Source organism: Citrobacter sp. MGH105 (genome assembly GCF_001037485.2).
Classification (GTDB): domain Bacteria; phylum Pseudomonadota; class Gammaproteobacteria; order Enterobacterales; family Enterobacteriaceae; genus Citrobacter; species Citrobacter portucalensis.
In genome coordinates, this window is record NZ_CP073048.1 from 5,075,616 (window position 1) to 5,093,209 (window position 17,594).

Annotated in this window: 18 protein-coding genes; 7 read left to right on the forward strand and 11 right to left on the reverse strand. The window is 52.9% G+C overall.

Going from position 1 to position 17,594, the window contains the following annotated elements; translation table 11 throughout:
* The first annotated feature begins 222 nt into the window (after nucleotides 1–222).
* The 6 genes from glmS to phoU all read left to right on the forward strand — a co-directional run bounded on the left by glmS (nucleotide 223) and on the right by phoU (nucleotide 6,980).
* The gene (glmS, locus tag SK35_RS24270) at nucleotides 223–2,052 is read left to right on the forward strand and encodes a glutamine--fructose-6-phosphate transaminase (isomerizing) (RefSeq protein WP_048215233.1); all 1,830 of its coding nucleotides are present in this window, start codon (nucleotides 223–225) and stop codon (nucleotides 2,050–2,052) included.
* Nucleotides 2,053–2,386: 334 nt separating this feature from the next.
* Entirely contained in the window at nucleotides 2,387–3,427 is a 1,041-nt protein-coding gene (pstS, locus tag SK35_RS24275; RefSeq protein WP_003827033.1) for a phosphate ABC transporter substrate-binding protein PstS, read from the forward strand.
* A gap of 143 nt (nucleotides 3,428–3,570) precedes the next feature.
* Nucleotides 3,571–4,530, forward strand: a complete 960-nt coding sequence (gene pstC, locus SK35_RS24280) for a phosphate ABC transporter permease PstC (protein WP_008786549.1) — start codon at nucleotides 3,571–3,573, stop codon at nucleotides 4,528–4,530.
* The gene (pstA, locus tag SK35_RS24285; RefSeq protein ID WP_003827037.1) at nucleotides 4,530–5,420 is read left to right on the forward strand and encodes a phosphate ABC transporter permease PstA; all 891 of its coding nucleotides are present in this window, start codon (nucleotides 4,530–4,532) and stop codon (nucleotides 5,418–5,420) included. The genes pstC and pstA overlap by 1 nt, the downstream gene beginning before the upstream one ends.
* A gap of 46 nt (nucleotides 5,421–5,466) precedes the next feature.
* Entirely contained in the window at nucleotides 5,467–6,240 is a 774-nt protein-coding gene (gene pstB / locus SK35_RS24290) for a phosphate ABC transporter ATP-binding protein PstB (protein ID WP_003023821.1), read from the forward strand.
* Nucleotides 6,241–6,254: 14 nt separating this feature from the next.
* Nucleotides 6,255–6,980 (forward strand): phosphate signaling complex protein PhoU, encoded by a 726-nt coding sequence (phoU, locus tag SK35_RS24295; RefSeq protein ID WP_003023824.1) that lies wholly within the window; start codon nucleotides 6,255–6,257, stop codon nucleotides 6,978–6,980.
* Nucleotides 6,981–7,101: 121 nt separating this feature from the next.
* Here phoU and yieH read toward each other — a convergent pair whose 3' ends face one another.
* Nucleotides 7,102–7,767, reverse strand: coding sequence for a 6-phosphogluconate phosphatase (gene yieH, locus SK35_RS24300; protein WP_003827040.1), 666 nt, complete (start codon nucleotides 7,765–7,767; stop codon nucleotides 7,102–7,104).
* Between the two features lie 167 nt (nucleotides 7,768–7,934).
* Here yieH and adeP point away from each other — a divergent pair, with 167 nt between their 5' ends.
* Nucleotides 7,935–9,272 carry an adenine permease AdeP gene (gene adeP / locus SK35_RS24305; protein ID WP_003827042.1) on the forward strand — a complete coding sequence of 446 codons (1,338 nt, stop codon included), beginning with the start codon at nucleotides 7,935–7,937 and terminating at the stop codon, nucleotides 9,270–9,272.
* Nucleotides 9,273–9,328: 56 nt separating this feature from the next.
* Here adeP and SK35_RS24310 read toward each other — a convergent pair whose 3' ends face one another.
* The 10 genes from SK35_RS24310 to SK35_RS27180 form a co-directional block, all read right to left on the reverse strand.
* The gene (locus SK35_RS24310; protein ID WP_003827046.1) at nucleotides 9,329–9,895 is read right to left on the reverse strand and encodes an NADPH-dependent FMN reductase; all 567 of its coding nucleotides are present in this window, start codon (nucleotides 9,893–9,895) and stop codon (nucleotides 9,329–9,331) included.
* Nucleotides 9,896–9,925: 30 nt separating this feature from the next.
* The gene (locus SK35_RS24315; RefSeq protein ID WP_032945467.1) at nucleotides 9,926–10,672 is read right to left on the reverse strand and encodes a 4'-phosphopantetheinyl transferase family protein; all 747 of its coding nucleotides are present in this window, start codon (nucleotides 10,670–10,672) and stop codon (nucleotides 9,926–9,928) included.
* Nucleotides 10,673–10,838: 166 nt separating this feature from the next.
* Entirely contained in the window at nucleotides 10,839–11,798 is a 960-nt protein-coding gene (gene yidZ, locus SK35_RS24320; protein WP_003827051.1) for an HTH-type transcriptional regulator YidZ, read from the reverse strand.
* A complete protein-coding gene (locus SK35_RS24325) occupies nucleotides 11,767–12,948 on the reverse strand; it encodes an MFS transporter (RefSeq protein WP_048215234.1) in 1,182 nt (393 codons plus the stop codon). The genes yidZ and SK35_RS24325 overlap by 32 nt, the downstream gene beginning before the upstream one ends.
* Before the next feature lie 182 nt (nucleotides 12,949–13,130).
* The gene (gene mnmE, locus SK35_RS24330; RefSeq protein WP_048215235.1) at nucleotides 13,131–14,495 is read right to left on the reverse strand and encodes a tRNA uridine-5-carboxymethylaminomethyl(34) synthesis GTPase MnmE; all 1,365 of its coding nucleotides are present in this window, start codon (nucleotides 14,493–14,495) and stop codon (nucleotides 13,131–13,133) included.
* A gap of 105 nt (nucleotides 14,496–14,600) precedes the next feature.
* The gene (gene yidC, locus SK35_RS24335) at nucleotides 14,601–16,247 is read right to left on the reverse strand and encodes a membrane protein insertase YidC (RefSeq protein WP_003827058.1); all 1,647 of its coding nucleotides are present in this window, start codon (nucleotides 16,245–16,247) and stop codon (nucleotides 14,601–14,603) included.
* A gap of 2 nt (nucleotides 16,248–16,249) precedes the next feature.
* Complete coding sequence (gene yidD, locus SK35_RS24340) at nucleotides 16,250–16,507, reverse strand: membrane protein insertion efficiency factor YidD (protein WP_003023846.1); 258 nt, start codon at nucleotides 16,505–16,507, stop codon at nucleotides 16,250–16,252.
* A complete protein-coding gene (gene rnpA / locus SK35_RS24345; protein WP_003844432.1) occupies nucleotides 16,471–16,830 on the reverse strand; it encodes a ribonuclease P protein component in 360 nt (119 codons plus the stop codon). The genes yidD and rnpA overlap by 37 nt, the downstream gene beginning before the upstream one ends.
* Nucleotides 16,831–16,847: 17 nt before the next feature.
* The gene (rpmH, locus tag SK35_RS24350) at nucleotides 16,848–16,988 is read right to left on the reverse strand and encodes a 50S ribosomal protein L34 (RefSeq protein ID WP_003023858.1); all 141 of its coding nucleotides are present in this window, start codon (nucleotides 16,986–16,988) and stop codon (nucleotides 16,848–16,850) included.
* 228 nt (nucleotides 16,989–17,216) lie between these two features.
* A complete protein-coding gene (locus SK35_RS27180; RefSeq protein WP_418657320.1) occupies nucleotides 17,217–17,372 on the reverse strand; it encodes a hypothetical protein in 156 nt (51 codons plus the stop codon).
* Nucleotides 17,373–17,594 lie beyond the last annotated feature (222 nt).

Below are 17,594 nucleotides of genomic sequence, written 5' to 3' on the forward strand. Positions count from 1 at the left end.
CGGCTTTGCCTTATCCGGCCTACGTGCGGTGACGTTCTGTAGGCCTGATAAGCGTGAGCGCCATCAGGCAGACAAGAGATGAGGGGATAATATAATCCTCCGCTCAACAAGCAGTACCTATAAAAATAACCCCACTCTCTACAAGGCTCGGGGCGCCCGGAATACGGGTATCAGGTTGACCGACAACGACAGGCACAATGCCTAAATTCGGAATCAAAAAATATGTGTGGAATTGTTGGCGCTATCGCGCAGCGTGATGTAGCTGAAATCCTTCTCGAAGGTTTACGTCGTCTGGAATATCGTGGTTATGACTCTGCTGGTCTGGCCGTTGTCGATGCTGAAGGCAACATGACCCGTCTGCGTCGTTTGGGTAAAGTGCAGATGCTGACTGCTGCTGCGGAAGAACATCCGCTGCATGGTGGTACTGGTATTGCTCACACCCGCTGGGCGACACACGGTGAACCTTCAGAAGCGAACGCGCATCCCCATGTTTCTGAACACATTGTTGTGGTGCATAACGGCATCATTGAAAACCATGAACCACTGCGTGAGCTGTTGAAAACGCGTGGCTACACCTTTGTTTCTGAAACCGACACCGAAGTGATTGCTCACCTGGTGCACTGGGAGCTGGAACAGGGTGGTACGTTACGTGAAGCCGTGCTGCGTACTATTCCGCAGCTGCGCGGTGCCTACGGCACGGTGATCATGGATACCCGTAACCCGGAAACCCTGCTGGCGGCCCGTTCTGGCAGCCCGCTGGTGATTGGTCTGGGTATGGGTGAGAACTTTATCGCTTCCGATCAGCTGGCACTGCTGCCGGTAACCCGTCGCTTCATCTTCCTGGAAGAGGGCGACATCGCGGAAGTAACCCGTCGTTCGGTCTCTATTTTCGACAAGTCTGGCGCGGAAGTGAAACGTCAGGATATCGAATCTAATCTGCAATACGATGCGGGCGAAAAAGGTATTTATCGCCACTACATGCAGAAAGAGATCTACGAACAACCGAACGCAATTAAAAACACGCTGACCGGCCGTATCAGCCACGGTGAAGTGGATTTAAGCGAGCTGGGTTCGCATGCCAACGAGCTGCTGTCTCAGGTTGAGCATATCCAGATTATCGCCTGCGGTACGTCGTACAACTCCGGTATGGTGTCCCGCTACTGGTTTGAATCGTTGGCTGGCATTCCTTGTGATGTCGAAATTGCTTCCGAATTCCGCTATCGCAAATCCGCCGTGCGTCGTAACAGCCTGATGATCACTCTTTCCCAGTCTGGTGAAACGGCAGATACCCTGGCGGGTCTGCGCTTATCCAAAGAGTTGGGCTATCTGGGCTCGCTGGCTATTTGTAACGTACCGGGCTCTTCTCTGGTGCGCGAATCCGACCTGGCGATGATGACTAATGCCGGTACCGAAATCGGCGTGGCCTCCACGAAAGCATTTACCACTCAGCTGACCGTTCTGCTGATGCTGGCGGCGAAACTGTCTCGTCTGAAAGGCCTGGATGTGGCTATTGAGCAGGAAATCGTTCACGGTCTGCAGGCGCTGCCGAGCCGTATTGAGCAGATGCTGTCTCAGGACAAACGCATTGCCGCTCTGGCTGAAGGATTCTCTGATAAACACCATGCGCTGTTCCTGGGCCGCGGCGATCAGTACCCGATTGCGCTGGAAGGCGCGCTGAAGCTGAAAGAGATCTCTTATATTCACGCTGAAGCTTATGCCGCAGGCGAACTGAAACACGGTCCGCTGGCGCTGATTGATGCCGATATGCCGGTTATCGTGGTTGCGCCGAACAACGAACTGCTGGAAAAACTGAAGTCCAACATTGAAGAAGTTCGCGCCCGTGGTGGTCAGCTGTACGTCTTTGCTGACCAGGATGCTGGCTTTACCAGCAGCGAAAACATGCACATCATTGAGATGCCGCATGTGGAAGAGGTGATTGCACCGATCTTCTATACCGTTCCGCTGCAGCTGCTGGCGTATCATGTGGCGCTGATTAAAGGCACCGACGTGGATCAGCCGCGTAACCTGGCGAAGTCGGTTACCGTAGAGTAATCCGTACCTAACTGAACTGAAAATGCCCTGCTATAAGCGGGGCATTTTTTTAAACTTGTTCTGTTTTTAATCAATTATCCCGCCTGTTTTATGTGACAAACCGTCATCTTCAGCTACTGTTTGCAGTGTCATAAAAAGAAAATTTTAGCGAAATGTTATTGTCATGGTAATGATTAACGTTTTGTTTTAAATGTATTTTTAGATAAATAGCTTCTCGTATTTTTCATTGTCATAAAACTGTCATATTTCGTACATTTAACTGTCACCTGTTTGTCCTATTTTGCTCACAGTAGCAACTCAAACAACGATTTACGAAAACCGTGCAGGAGACATTATGAAAGTTATGCGTACCACTGTCGCAACTGTTGTCGCCGCGACCTTATCCATGAGCGCGTTCTCTGCGTTTGCAGCAGCGAGCCTGACAGGTGCAGGTGCAACCTTCCCTGCGCCAGTGTATGCCAAATGGGCAGATACCTATCAGAAAGAGACCGGTAGCAAAGTAAACTACCAGGGTATCGGCTCCTCCGGTGGTGTAAAACAAATTACGGCCAATACCGTTGATTTCGGCGCTTCTGATGCACCGCTGTCTGACGAGAAACTGGCACAAGAAGGCCTGTTCCAGTTCCCGACCGTTATTGGCGGTGTGGTGCTGGCGGTGAATATCCCTGGACTGAAATCCGGCGAGCTGGTGCTTGATGGTAAAACGCTGGGCGACATCTACCTCGGTAAAATTAAGAAGTGGGATGACGAAGCCATCACCAAACTGAACCCAGGTCTGAAGCTGCCTTCGCAAAATATCGCTGTTGTGCGTCGCGCTGATGGTTCTGGTACTTCCTTCGTCTTCACTAGCTACCTGGCGAAAGTGAACGAAGAGTGGAAATCTAAAATTGGTTCTGGCTCTACCGTAAACTGGCCGACCGGTCTGGGCGGTAAAGGTAACGACGGTATCGCCGCGTTCGTACAGCGTCTGCCGGGTTCTATCGGTTACGTTGAGTACGCTTACGCTAAGCAGAACAACCTGGCGTACACCAAGCTGGTCTCTGCTGATGGTAAACCGGTAAGCCCGACCGAAGAAAACTTTGCCAACGCCGCTAAAGGCGCTGACTGGAGCAAAACTTTCGCTCAGGATCTGACTAACCAGAAAGGTGACGATGCGTGGCCAATCACTTCCACCACCTTCATCCTCGTCCATAAAGAGCAGAAGAAGCCTGAGCAGGGCGTTGAAGTGCTGAAATTCTTCGACTGGGCATACAAAAATGGTGGCAAACAGGCTAATGACCTGGATTACGCCAGCCTGCCGGACAGCGTGGTTGAGCAGATTCGTGCTGCATGGAAGACCAACGTGAAAGACAGCAGCGGTAAAGCGCTGTACTAATAGAATATCTTTAACGAGTTGGCGGATGGCGCTACGCTTATCCGCCCTACAGTTCCGACTGTAGGCCCAATTTGTAGGCCGGATAAGCGTAGCGCCATCCGGCAGGGCAATTTCGTAAACGCGTTTAACTTAAAGAGTGATTTATGGCTGCAACCAAGCCTGCTTTTAACCCACCGGGTAAAAAGGGTGACATGATATTCAGCGCGCTGGTAAAACTGGCTGCGCTGATTGTGCTATTGATGTTGGGTGGCATTATTGTCTCTCTGGTTATCTCCTCCTGGCCAAGCATTCAGAAATTTGGTTTCTCCTTTCTTTGGACCAAAGACTGGGATGCGCCGAACGATATCTACGGCGCGCTGGTACCGATTTACGGTACGCTGGTCACCTCGTTTATTGCATTGTTGATTGCCGTTCCGGTGAGTTTCGGCATTGCGTTATTCCTGACGGAACTTGCACCTGGCTGGCTGCGTCGCCCGTTGGGTATCGCTATTGAACTGCTGGCAGCAATTCCGAGTATCGTATACGGCATGTGGGGCCTGTTTATCTTTGCCCCGCTGTTTGCGACGTACTTCCAGGAGCCGGTCGGAAACATCCTTTCCAACATTCCGTTTGTTGGCGCACTGTTTGCTGGCCCGGCGTTTGGTATCGGTATTCTGGCGGCTGGTGTGATCCTCGCTATCATGATCATTCCGTACATTGCTGCGGTTATGCGTGATGTGTTCGAACAAACGCCGGTGCTTATGAAAGAGTCAGCCTACGGCATCGGCTGTACCACCTGGGAAGTTATCTGGCGTATCGTCCTGCCGTTCACCAAAAATGGTGTGATCGGTGGTGTGATGCTGGGTCTGGGCCGCGCGCTGGGTGAAACTATGGCGGTGACCTTTATCATTGGTAACACCTACCAGCTCGATAGCGCCTCGCTGTACATGCCGGGCAACAGTATTACCTCTGCGCTGGCGAATGAATTTGCCGAAGCGGAATCGGGGCTGCACGTTGCTGCGTTGATGGAACTGGGTCTGATTCTGTTTGTGATCACCTTCATCGTACTGGCGGCGTCTAAGTTCATGATCATGCGCCTTGCGAAGAACGAGGGGGCACGCTAATGGCTACGCTTGAAATGCAAAACACCACTGCGCTGGCGGAGTCCCGCCGTAAAATGCAGGCACGTCGCCGTCTGAAGAACCGCATCGCGCTGACGCTCTCTATGGCGACCATGGCGTTCGGTCTGTTCTGGCTCATTTGGATCCTGATGTCCACGATCACCCGTGGTATTGACGGTATGTCGCTGGCGCTGTTCACCGAAATGACGCCTCCGCCGAATACAGCGGGTGGTGGTCTGGCGAACGCCCTGGCCGGTAGCGGACTGTTAATTCTGTGGGCGACCGTGTTTGGTACTCCGCTTGGCATTATGGCGGGTATCTACCTGGCAGAGTACGGACGTAAGTCCTGGCTGGCCGAGGTTATCCGCTTTATCAATGACATTCTGCTGTCTGCGCCATCAATCGTGGTCGGTCTGTTCGTTTACACCATCGTGGTAGCAAAAATGGAGCACTTCTCTGGCTGGGCGGGCGTTATCGCGCTGGCGCTGCTGCAGGTGCCCATTGTTATCCGTACCACGGAGAACATGCTCAAGCTGGTGCCGGATAGCCTGCGTGAAGCTGCCTATGCACTGGGTACGCCGAAATGGAAGATGATTTCTGCGATCACCCTGAAGGCGTCTGTCTCGGGAATCATTACAGGTGTTCTGTTAGCGATTGCTCGTATCGCAGGTGAAACGGCTCCGCTGCTGTTTACGTCGCTCTCCAACCAGTTCTGGAGCACCGACATGATGCAGCCTATCGCCAACCTGCCGGTCACTATCTTTAAGTTTGCTATGAGCCCGTTTGCTGAGTGGCAGCAACTGGCCTGGGCCGGGGTACTGATTATTACCCTGTGCGTACTGCTGCTGAACATTCTGGCGCGCGTCATTTTCGCGAAGAAGAAACACGGTTAATTTTTACGGCGTGGCTGATGCGGCGCCGGATGAGGAAGAGATTGAAATGAGTATGGTTGATACTGCTCCGGGTAAGATTCAGGTTCGTGATTTGAACTTCTACTATGGCAAATTCCATGCCCTGAAGAACATCAACCTGGATATAGCTAAAAACCAGGTAACGGCGTTTATCGGGCCGTCAGGCTGTGGTAAATCGACGCTGCTGCGTACGTTCAACAAAATGTTTGAACTGTACCCGGAGCAGCGTGCGGAAGGTGAAATCCTGCTGGATGGCGACAATATTCTCACCAATACCCAGGATATCGCTCTGCTGCGTGCCAAAGTGGGCATGGTATTTCAGAAGCCGACGCCGTTCCCGATGTCCATTTACGACAACATTGCTTTTGGCGTACGTCTGTTTGAGAAACTCTCGCGTGCAGATATGGACGAGCGTGTGCAGTGGGCATTGACCAAGGCCGCATTGTGGAACGAAACCAAAGATAAATTACACCAGAGCGGGTACTCTCTCTCGGGTGGTCAGCAGCAGCGCCTGTGTATTGCGCGTGGTATCGCCATTCGCCCGGAAGTGCTTCTGCTTGATGAGCCATGTTCAGCGCTCGACCCTATTTCTACCGGGCGTATCGAAGAGCTGATCACTGAGCTAAAAGAGGATTACACCGTCGTTATCGTTACCCACAACATGCAGCAGGCTGCGCGTTGTTCCGATCACACGGCATTTATGTACCTGGGCGAGTTGATTGAGTTCAGCAACACGGACGATCTGTTCACCAAGCCCGCGAAGAAACAAACTGAAGATTACATCACCGGTCGTTACGGCTGATTCAGGAGCTTGTTGTGGATAACCTTAACCTTAATAAACATATTTCCGGCCAGTTCAATGCAGAGCTGGAAAGCATCCGTACCCAGGTGATGACCATGGGCGGCATGGTCGAGCAGCAGCTTTCTGATGCAATCACGGCGATGCACAACCAGGACAGCGAGCTGGCAAAACGCGTCATTGAAGGCGATAAGAACGTCAACATGATGGAAGTGGCGATCGACGAAGCCTGCGTGCGTATCATCGCCAAGCGTCAACCGACAGCGAGCGACCTGCGTCTGGTGATGGCTATTATCAAAACCATCGCTGAGCTGGAACGTATTGGCGACGTGGCGGACAAAATTTGCCGTACCGCGCTGGAGAAGTTCTCGCAACAGCACCAGCCGCTGCTGGTAAGCCTGGAATCACTGGGCCGCCACACCGTACAAATGCTGCATGACGTGCTGGATGCGTTTGCGCGTATGGATCTGGACGAAGCAGTGCGTATTTATCGTGAAGATAAGAAAGTTGACCAGGAATATGAAGGCATCGTGCGTCAGCTGATGACTTATATGATGGAAGACCCACGTACCATTCCAAGCGTGCTGACCGCGCTGTTCTGCGCACGTTCCATCGAACGTATCGGTGACCGCTGCCAGAATATCTGCGAATACATCTTCTACTTCGTGAAGGGACAAGACTTCCGTCACGTGGGCGGGGATGAGCTGGATAAGCTGCTGGCGGGCAAAGATCCGAAGGAATAAGCAGTTTGTTGCGTTCGCCGGGATCCCCCGGCGTCGCTATTGTAGGCCGGATAAGGTGTTACGCCGCATCCGGCATTCTGCGCCATTCGCCTGATGGCGCTTTGCTTATCGGGCCTACTGTTTATTCGACGATATTCCAACCCCGCGCTTTCCACAATTCCGGCAATTGTGCCAGATCGGTAAACGTCGTCACTTTTGGATGATCGATCGGTTTGTTATGCGGATCGGCGCAGAAGTAGAACACCTCCATCCCGGCGGCAATCCCCGCCTGCGCACCTGCGCTGGAATCATCAACCAGAATGCAGTTCTCAACATTAACATCCATCGCTTTCGCCGCATGGAACATCAGGGCCGGATCGGGCTTCCAACGCTGAATATCGTAGCCGCTGAACAGTAAATCAGGGAAATGGTGCAACATGCCCAGCTTCCCCAGCGAATGCTGCATTTTGCTGACCGGACCGTTAGAGACCACACACATTGGTACGGCCATGCTGTCCAGTAGCGCATTGGCACCGGCAATCACCTCCAGTTCCGTATCGAACAGACGTGCGACCTCAGCGCGGTAAACCGGTTCTAAATCGGCTTTTGCCAGTTCGACACCGTGCTCTTCGTTGATAATGTCGATGATCTCGTACAGCTTTACCCCCTTGAAGCGTTTGAAAATTTCTTCAAGATCGAGCGTAATGCCAAACGCCTGGAACATGCTGACATACGCGCGAGAACAAATCACTTCACTGTCGACAAGGGTACCGTCACAGTCAAAAAATACGGCTTCTATCTGGGACATGTCATTTCCGTTTTAACAAGTTTAACGTTTTCGTAATGCATTATTGGGCGACGCAATCGTTGCCGTATAAGCAAAATCAATGAAAAAAGTTGCTCATAACCCAACCCTATTGTCGCATTTTGGTATAGGATAGCGACGAATTTTCCCTCCTTGTTCGGAAATTGATAATGAGTCAACAACACACAACCCAGGCTTCTGGCCAGGGGATGCTGGAACGCGTGTTCAAACTGCGCGAACATGGCACGACGGCACGGACCGAAGTGATCGCCGGTTTAACGACCTTCCTGACGATGGTGTATATCGTTTTTGTTAACCCGCAAATTCTTGGCGTGGCTGGCATGGATACCAGCGCTGTCTTTGTTACCACCTGCCTTATTGCTGCATTTGGTAGCATCCTGATGGGCCTGTTTGCTAACCTGCCGGTCGCACTTGCGCCTGCTATGGGCCTGAACGCATTCTTCGCTTTCGTGGTTGTTGGCGCGATGGGGCTGTCATGGCAGATTGGTATGGGCGCTATCTTCTGGGGCGCTGTTGGTCTGCTGCTGCTGACGATTTTCCGCGTTCGTTACTGGATGATTGCCAATATCCCGGTTAGCCTGCGTGTGGGGATCACCAGTGGTATTGGTCTGTTCATCGGCATGATGGGACTGAAAAACGCCGGTGTTATCGTCGCCAACAAAGACACGCTGGTGTCTATCGGTAACCTGACGTCCCACAGCGTACTGCTCGGTATCCTGGGCTTCTTTATCATCGCGATTCTGGCGTCCCGTAACATTCACGCGGCGGTGCTGATTTCTATCATCGTAACCACGCTGCTGGGCTGGATGCTGGGCGATGTTCATTACAACGGTATCGTTTCTGCGCCACCGAGCGTGATGTCTGTTATCGGACATGTCGACCTGGCCGGTTCGTTTAACATTGGCCTGGCGGGTGTGATTTTCTCGTTCATGCTGGTTAATCTGTTCGACTCCTCCGGTACGCTGATTGGCGTTACGGATAAAGCCGGTCTGGCGGATGCGAAGGGCAAGTTCCCGCGCATGAAGCAAGCGCTGTATGTGGATAGCGTGTCGTCGGTTACCGGGGCGTTTATCGGGACTTCTTCCGTTACTGCGTATATCGAATCTTCTTCCGGGGTTTCGGTCGGTGGACGTACCGGTCTGACCGCCGTGGTCGTTGGTCTGCTGTTCCTGCTGGTTATCTTCCTGTCGCCGCTGGCGGGGATGGTGCCGGGCTATGCAGCAGCAGGTGCGCTGATTTACGTTGGCGTCCTGATGACATCAAGCCTGTCGCGCGTGAAGTGGGATGACCTTACAGAAGCGGTTCCGGCGTTTATTACTGCCGTGATGATGCCATTTAGCTTCTCAATTACCGAAGGTATTGCGCTGGGCTTTATTTCTTACTGCGTGATGAAGATTGGTACCGGACGTTTCCGCGATCTCAGCCCGTGCGTCATCATTGTCGCGCTGCTGTTTGTGCTGAAGATTGTGTTTATCGACGCGCACTAATCGTTGTTTATTTGCCCATATATCAACAAGCCCGGCATATCGCCGGGCTTTTTCTTTTACGCTTTCACGCGCTGAATGTAGTCGCCAAATGCGGTCAATTGACCGGTCAGATGGTCCAGCGTGCTTTGGTCGATCACTTCACCTGTCTGCGGGTCTACTTTGTTCTGAATGACGCCGCCCATAAATTCCGGCTTGTTCATTACCATGGCGTCGAGGAATACCAGGATCTGACGCAGATGATACTGGCAGCGCGCGCCGCCAATAGCGCCCATAGAACTGGTCTGGATCAGCACCGGCTTACCCGATAATGGCTGATCGGGCAGGCGGGACAGCCAGTCAATGGCGTTCTTCAGTCCGCCCGGAACAGAATAGTTATATTCAGGAGTGACGATGACGACACCGTCAGCCTTTCTGATTTGCTCAGCCAGTGCTTCTACGCTGGCCGGAAAACCCTCTTCCTGTTGGAGGTCGGCATCGTACAGAGGGATATCACCAATCGACGGCAGCGCGTTCACTTCCATTCCCGCTGGAGCAATCTTGGGCAGCGTACGGGCAACCATTCCATTAAACGAACCTTTGCGCAGACTTCCCAGTAACGTAACAACATTCAATGTTTCAGACATGGTGGCTCCTGTTTCATCATGAAGGTTAAATCAAAGCGTATGGCTCTTCGCTGCACATAATTGAGAGAACCGGATCAGACGACCCGTTGGCTCATTGGCGCGAGTCTGGATATCAGGCAAAATTTTCCAGTCCTGTTTACCATCAAACTCCCAAACTTTGAGTTTTTCAATGGTTGGCGTAACCGCAACTGACCACACCAGTACATCTTCCGCATCGCAAATGGCTTCAACCTGCGCCACATGGGCACATTTCAGGCGCCCTGCGCCGGGTAAAAGCTGGAGCTCGCGCGGATCGTCATTGCACACATCGCCAGTGAGTTTGAGTACGCTCTGGCGCAATGTAATGAGCTGCGCGCGTGCTTCGTTGGGGTCGTTTTGGTTATTGATCCACAGGTTTTCGTTACTAGAGAAGCGCCACGTTTCCACTGAATTTGGATTGTGAAACCCGCGGGTGGCCCGCTGAAGTTCCATATCCAGGCCGCACGTTCCTTCAGTTGTTAGCACAACGCCGACGATATTCCCGGCATAAGAAATCGAAAAACCCGGCAGGTTCTTATCGCGAAAAACGGGCTTACCTTTGGCCTGAGTAACAATTTCGGGCAGCGTGCTGGTGCCGTAAAGCATAAACATCAGTTCAGCGAGAAGACTTCGGGAAGCCAGGAAACGTGTCCGGCGATGAGCGGGTAGATCTCTTGCTTCGATATGACATGGAGAAGGGAGGCGAGCTGAAACCAGGTGTCCCTCCGTAAGAATCCCTCTGGCAAAATGTGTCGCCATTTGTCGCTCCGTGATTAATGGTCCGTGATTATTACCAGAGTAACATTTACACGGCTTCCGGGCAGGCTTTGCTGCCCAAAAACTAAGCGAAAATGGGAGACATTACGCGATATTTACATTTCTGTTGCCAGAATGGTCGATTTAGCAACACCAAAATGAACGATCGTCAGGAGATATCGCGATAAAGCGCCTTGATCGTGTCTTTTAGCCAGACGATCTTAGGATTGTGGCTGTTGCGTTTATGCCAAAGAAGAGTGAACGGTACGCGCATTTTTTCCAGTTGCGCCGTATCAAATGGCATTGGCCGTGCAACGAGTGGAAGCTGGTGGAGTTGGTTATAACGCTGGCAATAGACCGGTGCGGTGGCTATCAGCGCGTGATCCGGCTGCGCGGCCATAAACAGCGATTGCTCAAAACCGGGCAGACATAACGCGATATTGCGTGCGCGTCCCATTTCTTGCAGGACTTCATCCAGCGCCCATGTATCGCTTTGCTCCCAGCTAATGCTGATGTGCGGATAGCGCAGAAAGGTGTCCAGATTCCACTCTTCCTGCAGTGCGGGATGATCTTCACGTAGCCAGACGCAGGGCAGATCGGAAAACAGCACTTCATGGTCGATCGACAATGGCAACAAACTCAGCAGTTCGCGCGAACGCGGATGACTTTCGCGCCCGGTAAAGCCAATATCCACTTCACCGCGAATAATGGCATCCAGCGAGTCATAGTCCCAGTTGCGTATTTTGATTGTTGCCTGGGGATAGCGCTGATAAATCTGCTGGGAGAGCGCATTGAACATGATCATCACTAACGGCGTTTCGGCCGCCAGATCAAACTTCAGCCCGCGTGGAGACTCATGGTGCGGCTTATCGAGCAACTGATTGCCCATCTGCATCCATTCAGCCAGGCTCTGCTCCATGCTGACCATCAGCGGCGTCGGTGATAGCCCCAGCGGGGTGTTCACAAACAAGGGATCGTCAAACCAGGTCCGCAGCTTCGACAGCGACTTACTGACCGCCGACGGTGTGACGTTCATCCGTTTGGCGGTTTTAGTGACGCTGCGTTCCTGCATCAACAGCTGCAGGCAGAGCAATAAATTAAGATCGAGACTGCTGAGGGATTTCTTCATGAGTTGGCGCGGACCGGTTAGGTGCAACAGTGATAATCAGCATGATACTCACTATGCTACAGCCAATCAGAATCCCGATCAGCATATTCAGCGCATCAAGGCCAAGAACCGCCGCCAGCCAAATCCACAGCGAGGAACCGCAAACCTGCGCAATACCTAATGCCGAGCTGGCGACGCCCGCGCGCAGCGAGAACGGCCCAAGCGCCTGGCTCATCGCAACACCGAAGCCGACCGAGAATCCGGCGCAGATTAACGTCAGCCCGAAAAGCGTTACTGCGTGTGAAGTGGCAAGGGTTAACACCACGCCGGCACACAGAAACAGCACCTGTGAGGTCAGCATCAGAACGCGAGGCTTAAATACGCTCAGAGCAAATGGCGTAGAGAAAGAGACCGCCATACTGATGCCTGCGGTCATGGCCATCGTGGTGGCGTACTCACCACGATCGAAGCCCATAACTTCCATCAGCAGCACCGGAGACGTGTTCACGAAGGTCAGGATCACCGACACGCTGAGGGTGGTAATGGCCAGACGGCTTAAGAAAAAGCGGTTTACCAGTGATTCGGTCGTGTGGCTCTTTTCCGTCGTCGCCATAAGCGTTGCTGGGCGCGATTCTCGCAGGACAAACACCGATAGCAGGCAAACAGCCACACCCATTCCCATCATCGTGTAGAACAGGCTCTGCCACGGGTATTTGAGCATGATCAGATGCCCCATCACCGGAGCCAGAACCGGCACGATACAGGTAATACCGTTCAACAACGACAGCACCTTCGCCCGGCGGCGATCGTCGAGTGTGTCGCGCAGGATGGCGAAAGCCACCACGTAACAACAGCCCGCACCTACGCCCTGAATAAAACGACCTATGAGGAATGGCGTACCGCTTTCGGCGAAAGAACATAGCGCAGAGGCGAAAATAAAGATGAGTGCGCCGACTATGGCGACCGGTTTGCGACCTGACTGGTCGGCAATTTTACCGGCGAACAGCATCGCCGTCGCCATTCCTGCCAGATATACCGAAAACGCGATATGCAGTTGCGCCTCGCTGGCCTGTAAATCGGCAGCAATACGGGGCAGCCCCACCAGATACATATCAATACCGGCAGGATAAAGAAGAACCAGGGCGAAACTGCAGATTAGAAAGCGTGTCATAGCGACCTCATAAGAAATGTGGCGCTAAGCATACGGTCAGAGAGTCAACTGCACGAGTTGCCATTTGGACAACAGTGATTTCCACATGGGAAATAGTTGTTGCCGGATGGCGGCGTAAACGCCTTATCCGGCCTACGGGGCCTGTAGGCCCGGTTAGCATCGCGCCACCGGGCAACACAACGTTACTTACCAATACAGAAGCTGGAGAAAATCCGTCCCAGCAGATCGTCGGAGGTAAATTCTCCGGTGATCTCACTGAGGTTCTGCTGCGCCAGGCGTAGCTCCTCAGCCAGCAATTCTCCGGCCCATGCTCCGAGCAGTTGGGATTTTCCTTGTTCGAGATGCTCCGCCGCTTCTGCCAGCGCCTGCAGGTGACGACGACGGGCCAGGAAGCCGCCTTCCATATTGGTTTCAAAGCCCATGCTCTGTTTGAGATGATTACGCAGTACGTCAACGCCTTCACCGGTACGCGCAGAGAGGCGAACCAGTGAGTGGCCATTTACTTCGCTAAGGCCCAGCGTCTCACCGGTAATATCCGCTTTGTTACGCACCACGGTGATCGGCAGTTTGGCTGGCAGACGGGCAATAAAGTCTGGCCAGATATCTGCCGGGTCCACGGCGTCAGTGGTGGTGCCATCAACCATAAACAGCACGCGGTCGGCCTGTTCAATTTCCTGCCAGGCACGTTCGATACCGATGCGTTCCACTTCATCGTTAGCGTCGCGCAAACCGGCGGTGTCGATGATGTGTAGCGGCATGCCGTCGATGTGAATATGCTCACGCAGCACGTCGCGGGTAGTCCCGGCGATATCGGTGACAATGGCCGCCTCACGGCCAGCTAGCGCGTTCAGCAGGCTTGATTTCCCGGCGTTTGGACGCCCGGCAATCACCACCTTCATCCCTTCGCGCAGCAGGCTGCCCTGACGCGCTTCCGCACGCACGGCATCAAGATCGCTGATAACGCTGTTGAGTTGCGCTTCAATCTTGCCGTCAGACAGGAAGTCGATTTCTTCATCCGGGAAGTCGATCGCTGCTTCAACATAGATGCGCAGGTGAGTGAGCGCTTCCACAAGATGATTTACCCGTGCGGAAAATGCGCCCTGCAACGAGTTCAGCGCCGAGCGAGCGGCTTGCTCTGAGCTGGCATCGATCAGGTCGGCAATCGCCTCGGCCTGGGCTAAATCGAGCTTATCATTGAGAAACGCTCGCTCGGAGAATTCACCCGGTCTGGCAATGCGCAGCCCGGGAATGGTCAGAATACGTTTGAGCAGCAGGTCAAGAATCACTGGACCGCCGTGGCCCTGAAGCTCTAAAACGTCTTCGCCGGTAAAGGAGTTTGGGCCGGGGAACCACAGGGCAATTCCTTGATCCAGCGCGCTGCCATCCGCGTCTTTAAATGGCAGATAATCGGCATAACGCGGTTTGGGCAGTTTCCCCAGTACGGTTTCTGCGACCTCACGCGCCTTCAGGCCGGAGATACGCAGGATACCCACGCCACCACGTCCCGGTGGGGTGGCTTGAGCGACGATGGTGTCGTTATGGCTCATGGTTTGTCTCTTCTTAATGCAATAAAAAAGGCGGTCTAATGACCGCCCTTTACTTTATGTTCCGTTTGCCGGATGGCGGCTTCGCCTAATCCGGCCTACACCGAATCAGGAGTTTTTCTTCTCGCGGCTATGCAGGCCACGTTTCTCCAGACCACGGTAAATCAGCTGCTGCTGAATAATGGTTACCAGGTTGCTGACGATATAGTACAGCACCAGACCTGACGGGAACCACAGGAAGAACACGGTGAAGATGACCGGCATAAAGGTCATGATCTTCTGCTGCATCGGGTCGGTTACAGTGGTCGGAGACATCTTCTGAATGAAGAACATCGTCACGCCCATCAGAATCGGCAGGATGTAGTACGGGTCCTGTGCAGACAGGTCATGGATCCACAGAGCGAATGGCGCATGACGCAGTTCAATGGAGCCCATCAGCATGTAGTACAACGCCAGGAAGATTGGCATCTGGATGATCAGCGGGAAGCAGCCGCCCAGCGGGTTAACCTTCTCAGCTTTGTACAGGGCCATCATTTCCTGGCTCTGACGCTGTTTGTCATCGCCCAGACGCTCACGCATAGCCTGAATCTTCGGCTGCAGCATACGCATCTTCGCCATGGAGGTGTACTGCGCTTTGGTCAGCGGGTACATGATGCCACGAACGATAAAGGTGATAACGATGATGGAGAAGCCCCAGTTACCCAGGAAGCTATGGATCCACTTCAGCAGTTTAAACAGCGGCTGAGAAATGAACCACAACCAGCCGTAATCCACGGTCAGATCCAGGTGCGGTGCAACGGCCGCCATTTTATCCTGAATTTCCGGGCCGACCCACAGGGTGCTGGTCATCGCGCCAGTCTGGCCAGGTTGAACCAGTACCGGCTGTGATTTATAGCCGATAGCGGCAATGCCGTTACCCAGGTTAGCGGTATAGAAGTTGTTGGTGCCGTCGTTACGCGGAACCCATGCCGTTGCGAAATACTGTTGCAGCATTGCGACCCAACCGTCTTTAGCGTTGACGTTCAGGTTTTCGTTTTCAGCAATGGTGTCGAATTTGTATTTCTCATACTTCTCATCCGGCGTGGAGTACGCCGCGCCACGGAAGGTGTGCAGCGCAAAGTTGCTGCTACCGGTGTCGCGATGAGATGGCAGATTGATGGATTGCTTCAGCTGACCAAAGGTGGAGATTTCCAGCGGTTTTTCGCCGGCGTTCTGCACGCTGTAGTTAACGTTGACAGCATATTCACCACGCTTAAGAACAAACGTTTTAGTGAATGTGTTACCCGCTGCGTCAGTATAGGTCATCGGGATCTGCAGTTCGTTCTGACCGTCAGCCAGTACAAACGCGTCTTTATCGACGTTGTACAGCGGACGTGGGCCGTTAGCCGGGTTATCCGGGCCGTCACGACCTGTCAGGCCACTCTGTGCCTGGTAGATGAACTGTGGCGTGGTTTCCAGTAACTGGAACGGTTCGGTAGAACCGAGTTCTTTCGGGTAAGCTGGCAGTGAAGCCTGTTCCACATCACCACCACGGGTGTTGATGGTCAGATCAAGCACGTCAGTTTTAACCGTAATCAGTTTCCCCTGGCCACTGGCCGGTACGCCCTGGTCTGCGGCGCTACCCGCTGCGGTGGTCGTTGTCTGCGTGGTCTGTTGGGCCTGAGGTTGCGGGTTTTTATCCTGCTCCCAGGCTTGCCAGATCATGAAAGACACGAACAGCAAAGCGATGACTAAAAGATTGCGTTGCGAATCCATCGTTAGTGTTCTCTGGTATCAAATGGTCCGGGCGGGACGGGATCGTCACCACCAGGGTGTAAAGGGTGGCATTTTAATACGCGTTTCACCGTCAACCAACTGCCTTTTATCACTCCAAACCTGCGCAATGCCTCAATTCCGTAGCTCGAACAGGTTGGAGTGAAACGGCAATGCGGCCCAAGCAGCGGACTGATCAGGCGTTGATAGACCCGAATGAGGGCTATCAGGACCCGCGAGCCAGGCGACAATGGCGACGCCATAATTTTTCCAACGCTTCCGAGAGAGCACGGTTATCGAGGTCAGCAACCCCTTTTTTCGCCACCACCACGAAATCCATTGCTGGAAGCTCGTGCTGACGTAAACGGAAGCTTTCACGCGTCAGACGTTTAATCCGATTGCGTTCATGCGCACGTTTAACATTTTTCTTGGCGACTGTAAGACCGATACGGGGATGCCCCAGCGAATTCAGGCGGCCGAGGATGGTGATTTGCGGCGTGCCAGCCCGTTGTGGCTGCTGGAAGACGAATGTGAAATGAGTGGGAGTTAACAAACGTAACTCCCTGGGAAATGCGAGCTTAACCACTCAGGGGCTAGCTTTTATTACTTAGAAACGGTCAGACGAGAACGGCCTTTAGCACGACGACGTGCCAGAACCTGACGACCATTTTTATTAGCCATACGAGCACGGAAGCCGTGAGAACGGTTGCGCTTCAGTACAGACGGTTGAAAAGTGCGTTTCATGGCGATTTCTACCTAAACTTGAATAAATTCACTGACTTTTGCGTATACCCGAACGAATTTCGAACGACTTACGCCACAGTGTGGGTGATTAAAGAGGCCGGATTGTAATAATTGTACACTCCGGAGTCAATTCTCTTTCCTTATTTCCCGCTTTTTTCCGCATGGTTTCGCGTAAAAAACAGGCAGCGTTGACGCCGTAAGGCGACCGTTACTCGCTGGGGGTAAGAATTATACGGGCTGGTGGATAAAGCGCAAGGATCGCACGGGATCTTTATTAGATCGTTTAAGCAGTAAAGCATCTTTACTCATTAATTTTTTCAATATGCGCGCTAAAACCTGCAGCACTTCTCCAGGATCGTTTACACTTAGCCGATTCTGGATCATCCTGTGGATAAATCGGGAAGAATCTGTGAGAAACAGAAGATCTCTTTCTCAGTTTACGCTATGATCCGCGGTCCTGATCGTTTCAATGGATCCTGATCGGGTAAAAATTGCAGATAGCAATTCGCACGTCACCCTTTGCATAGGGTCTTGTCGATGTGCGTCAACAATCATGAATGTTTCAGCCTTTGTCATTTATCGACTTTTGTTCGAGTGGAGTCCGCC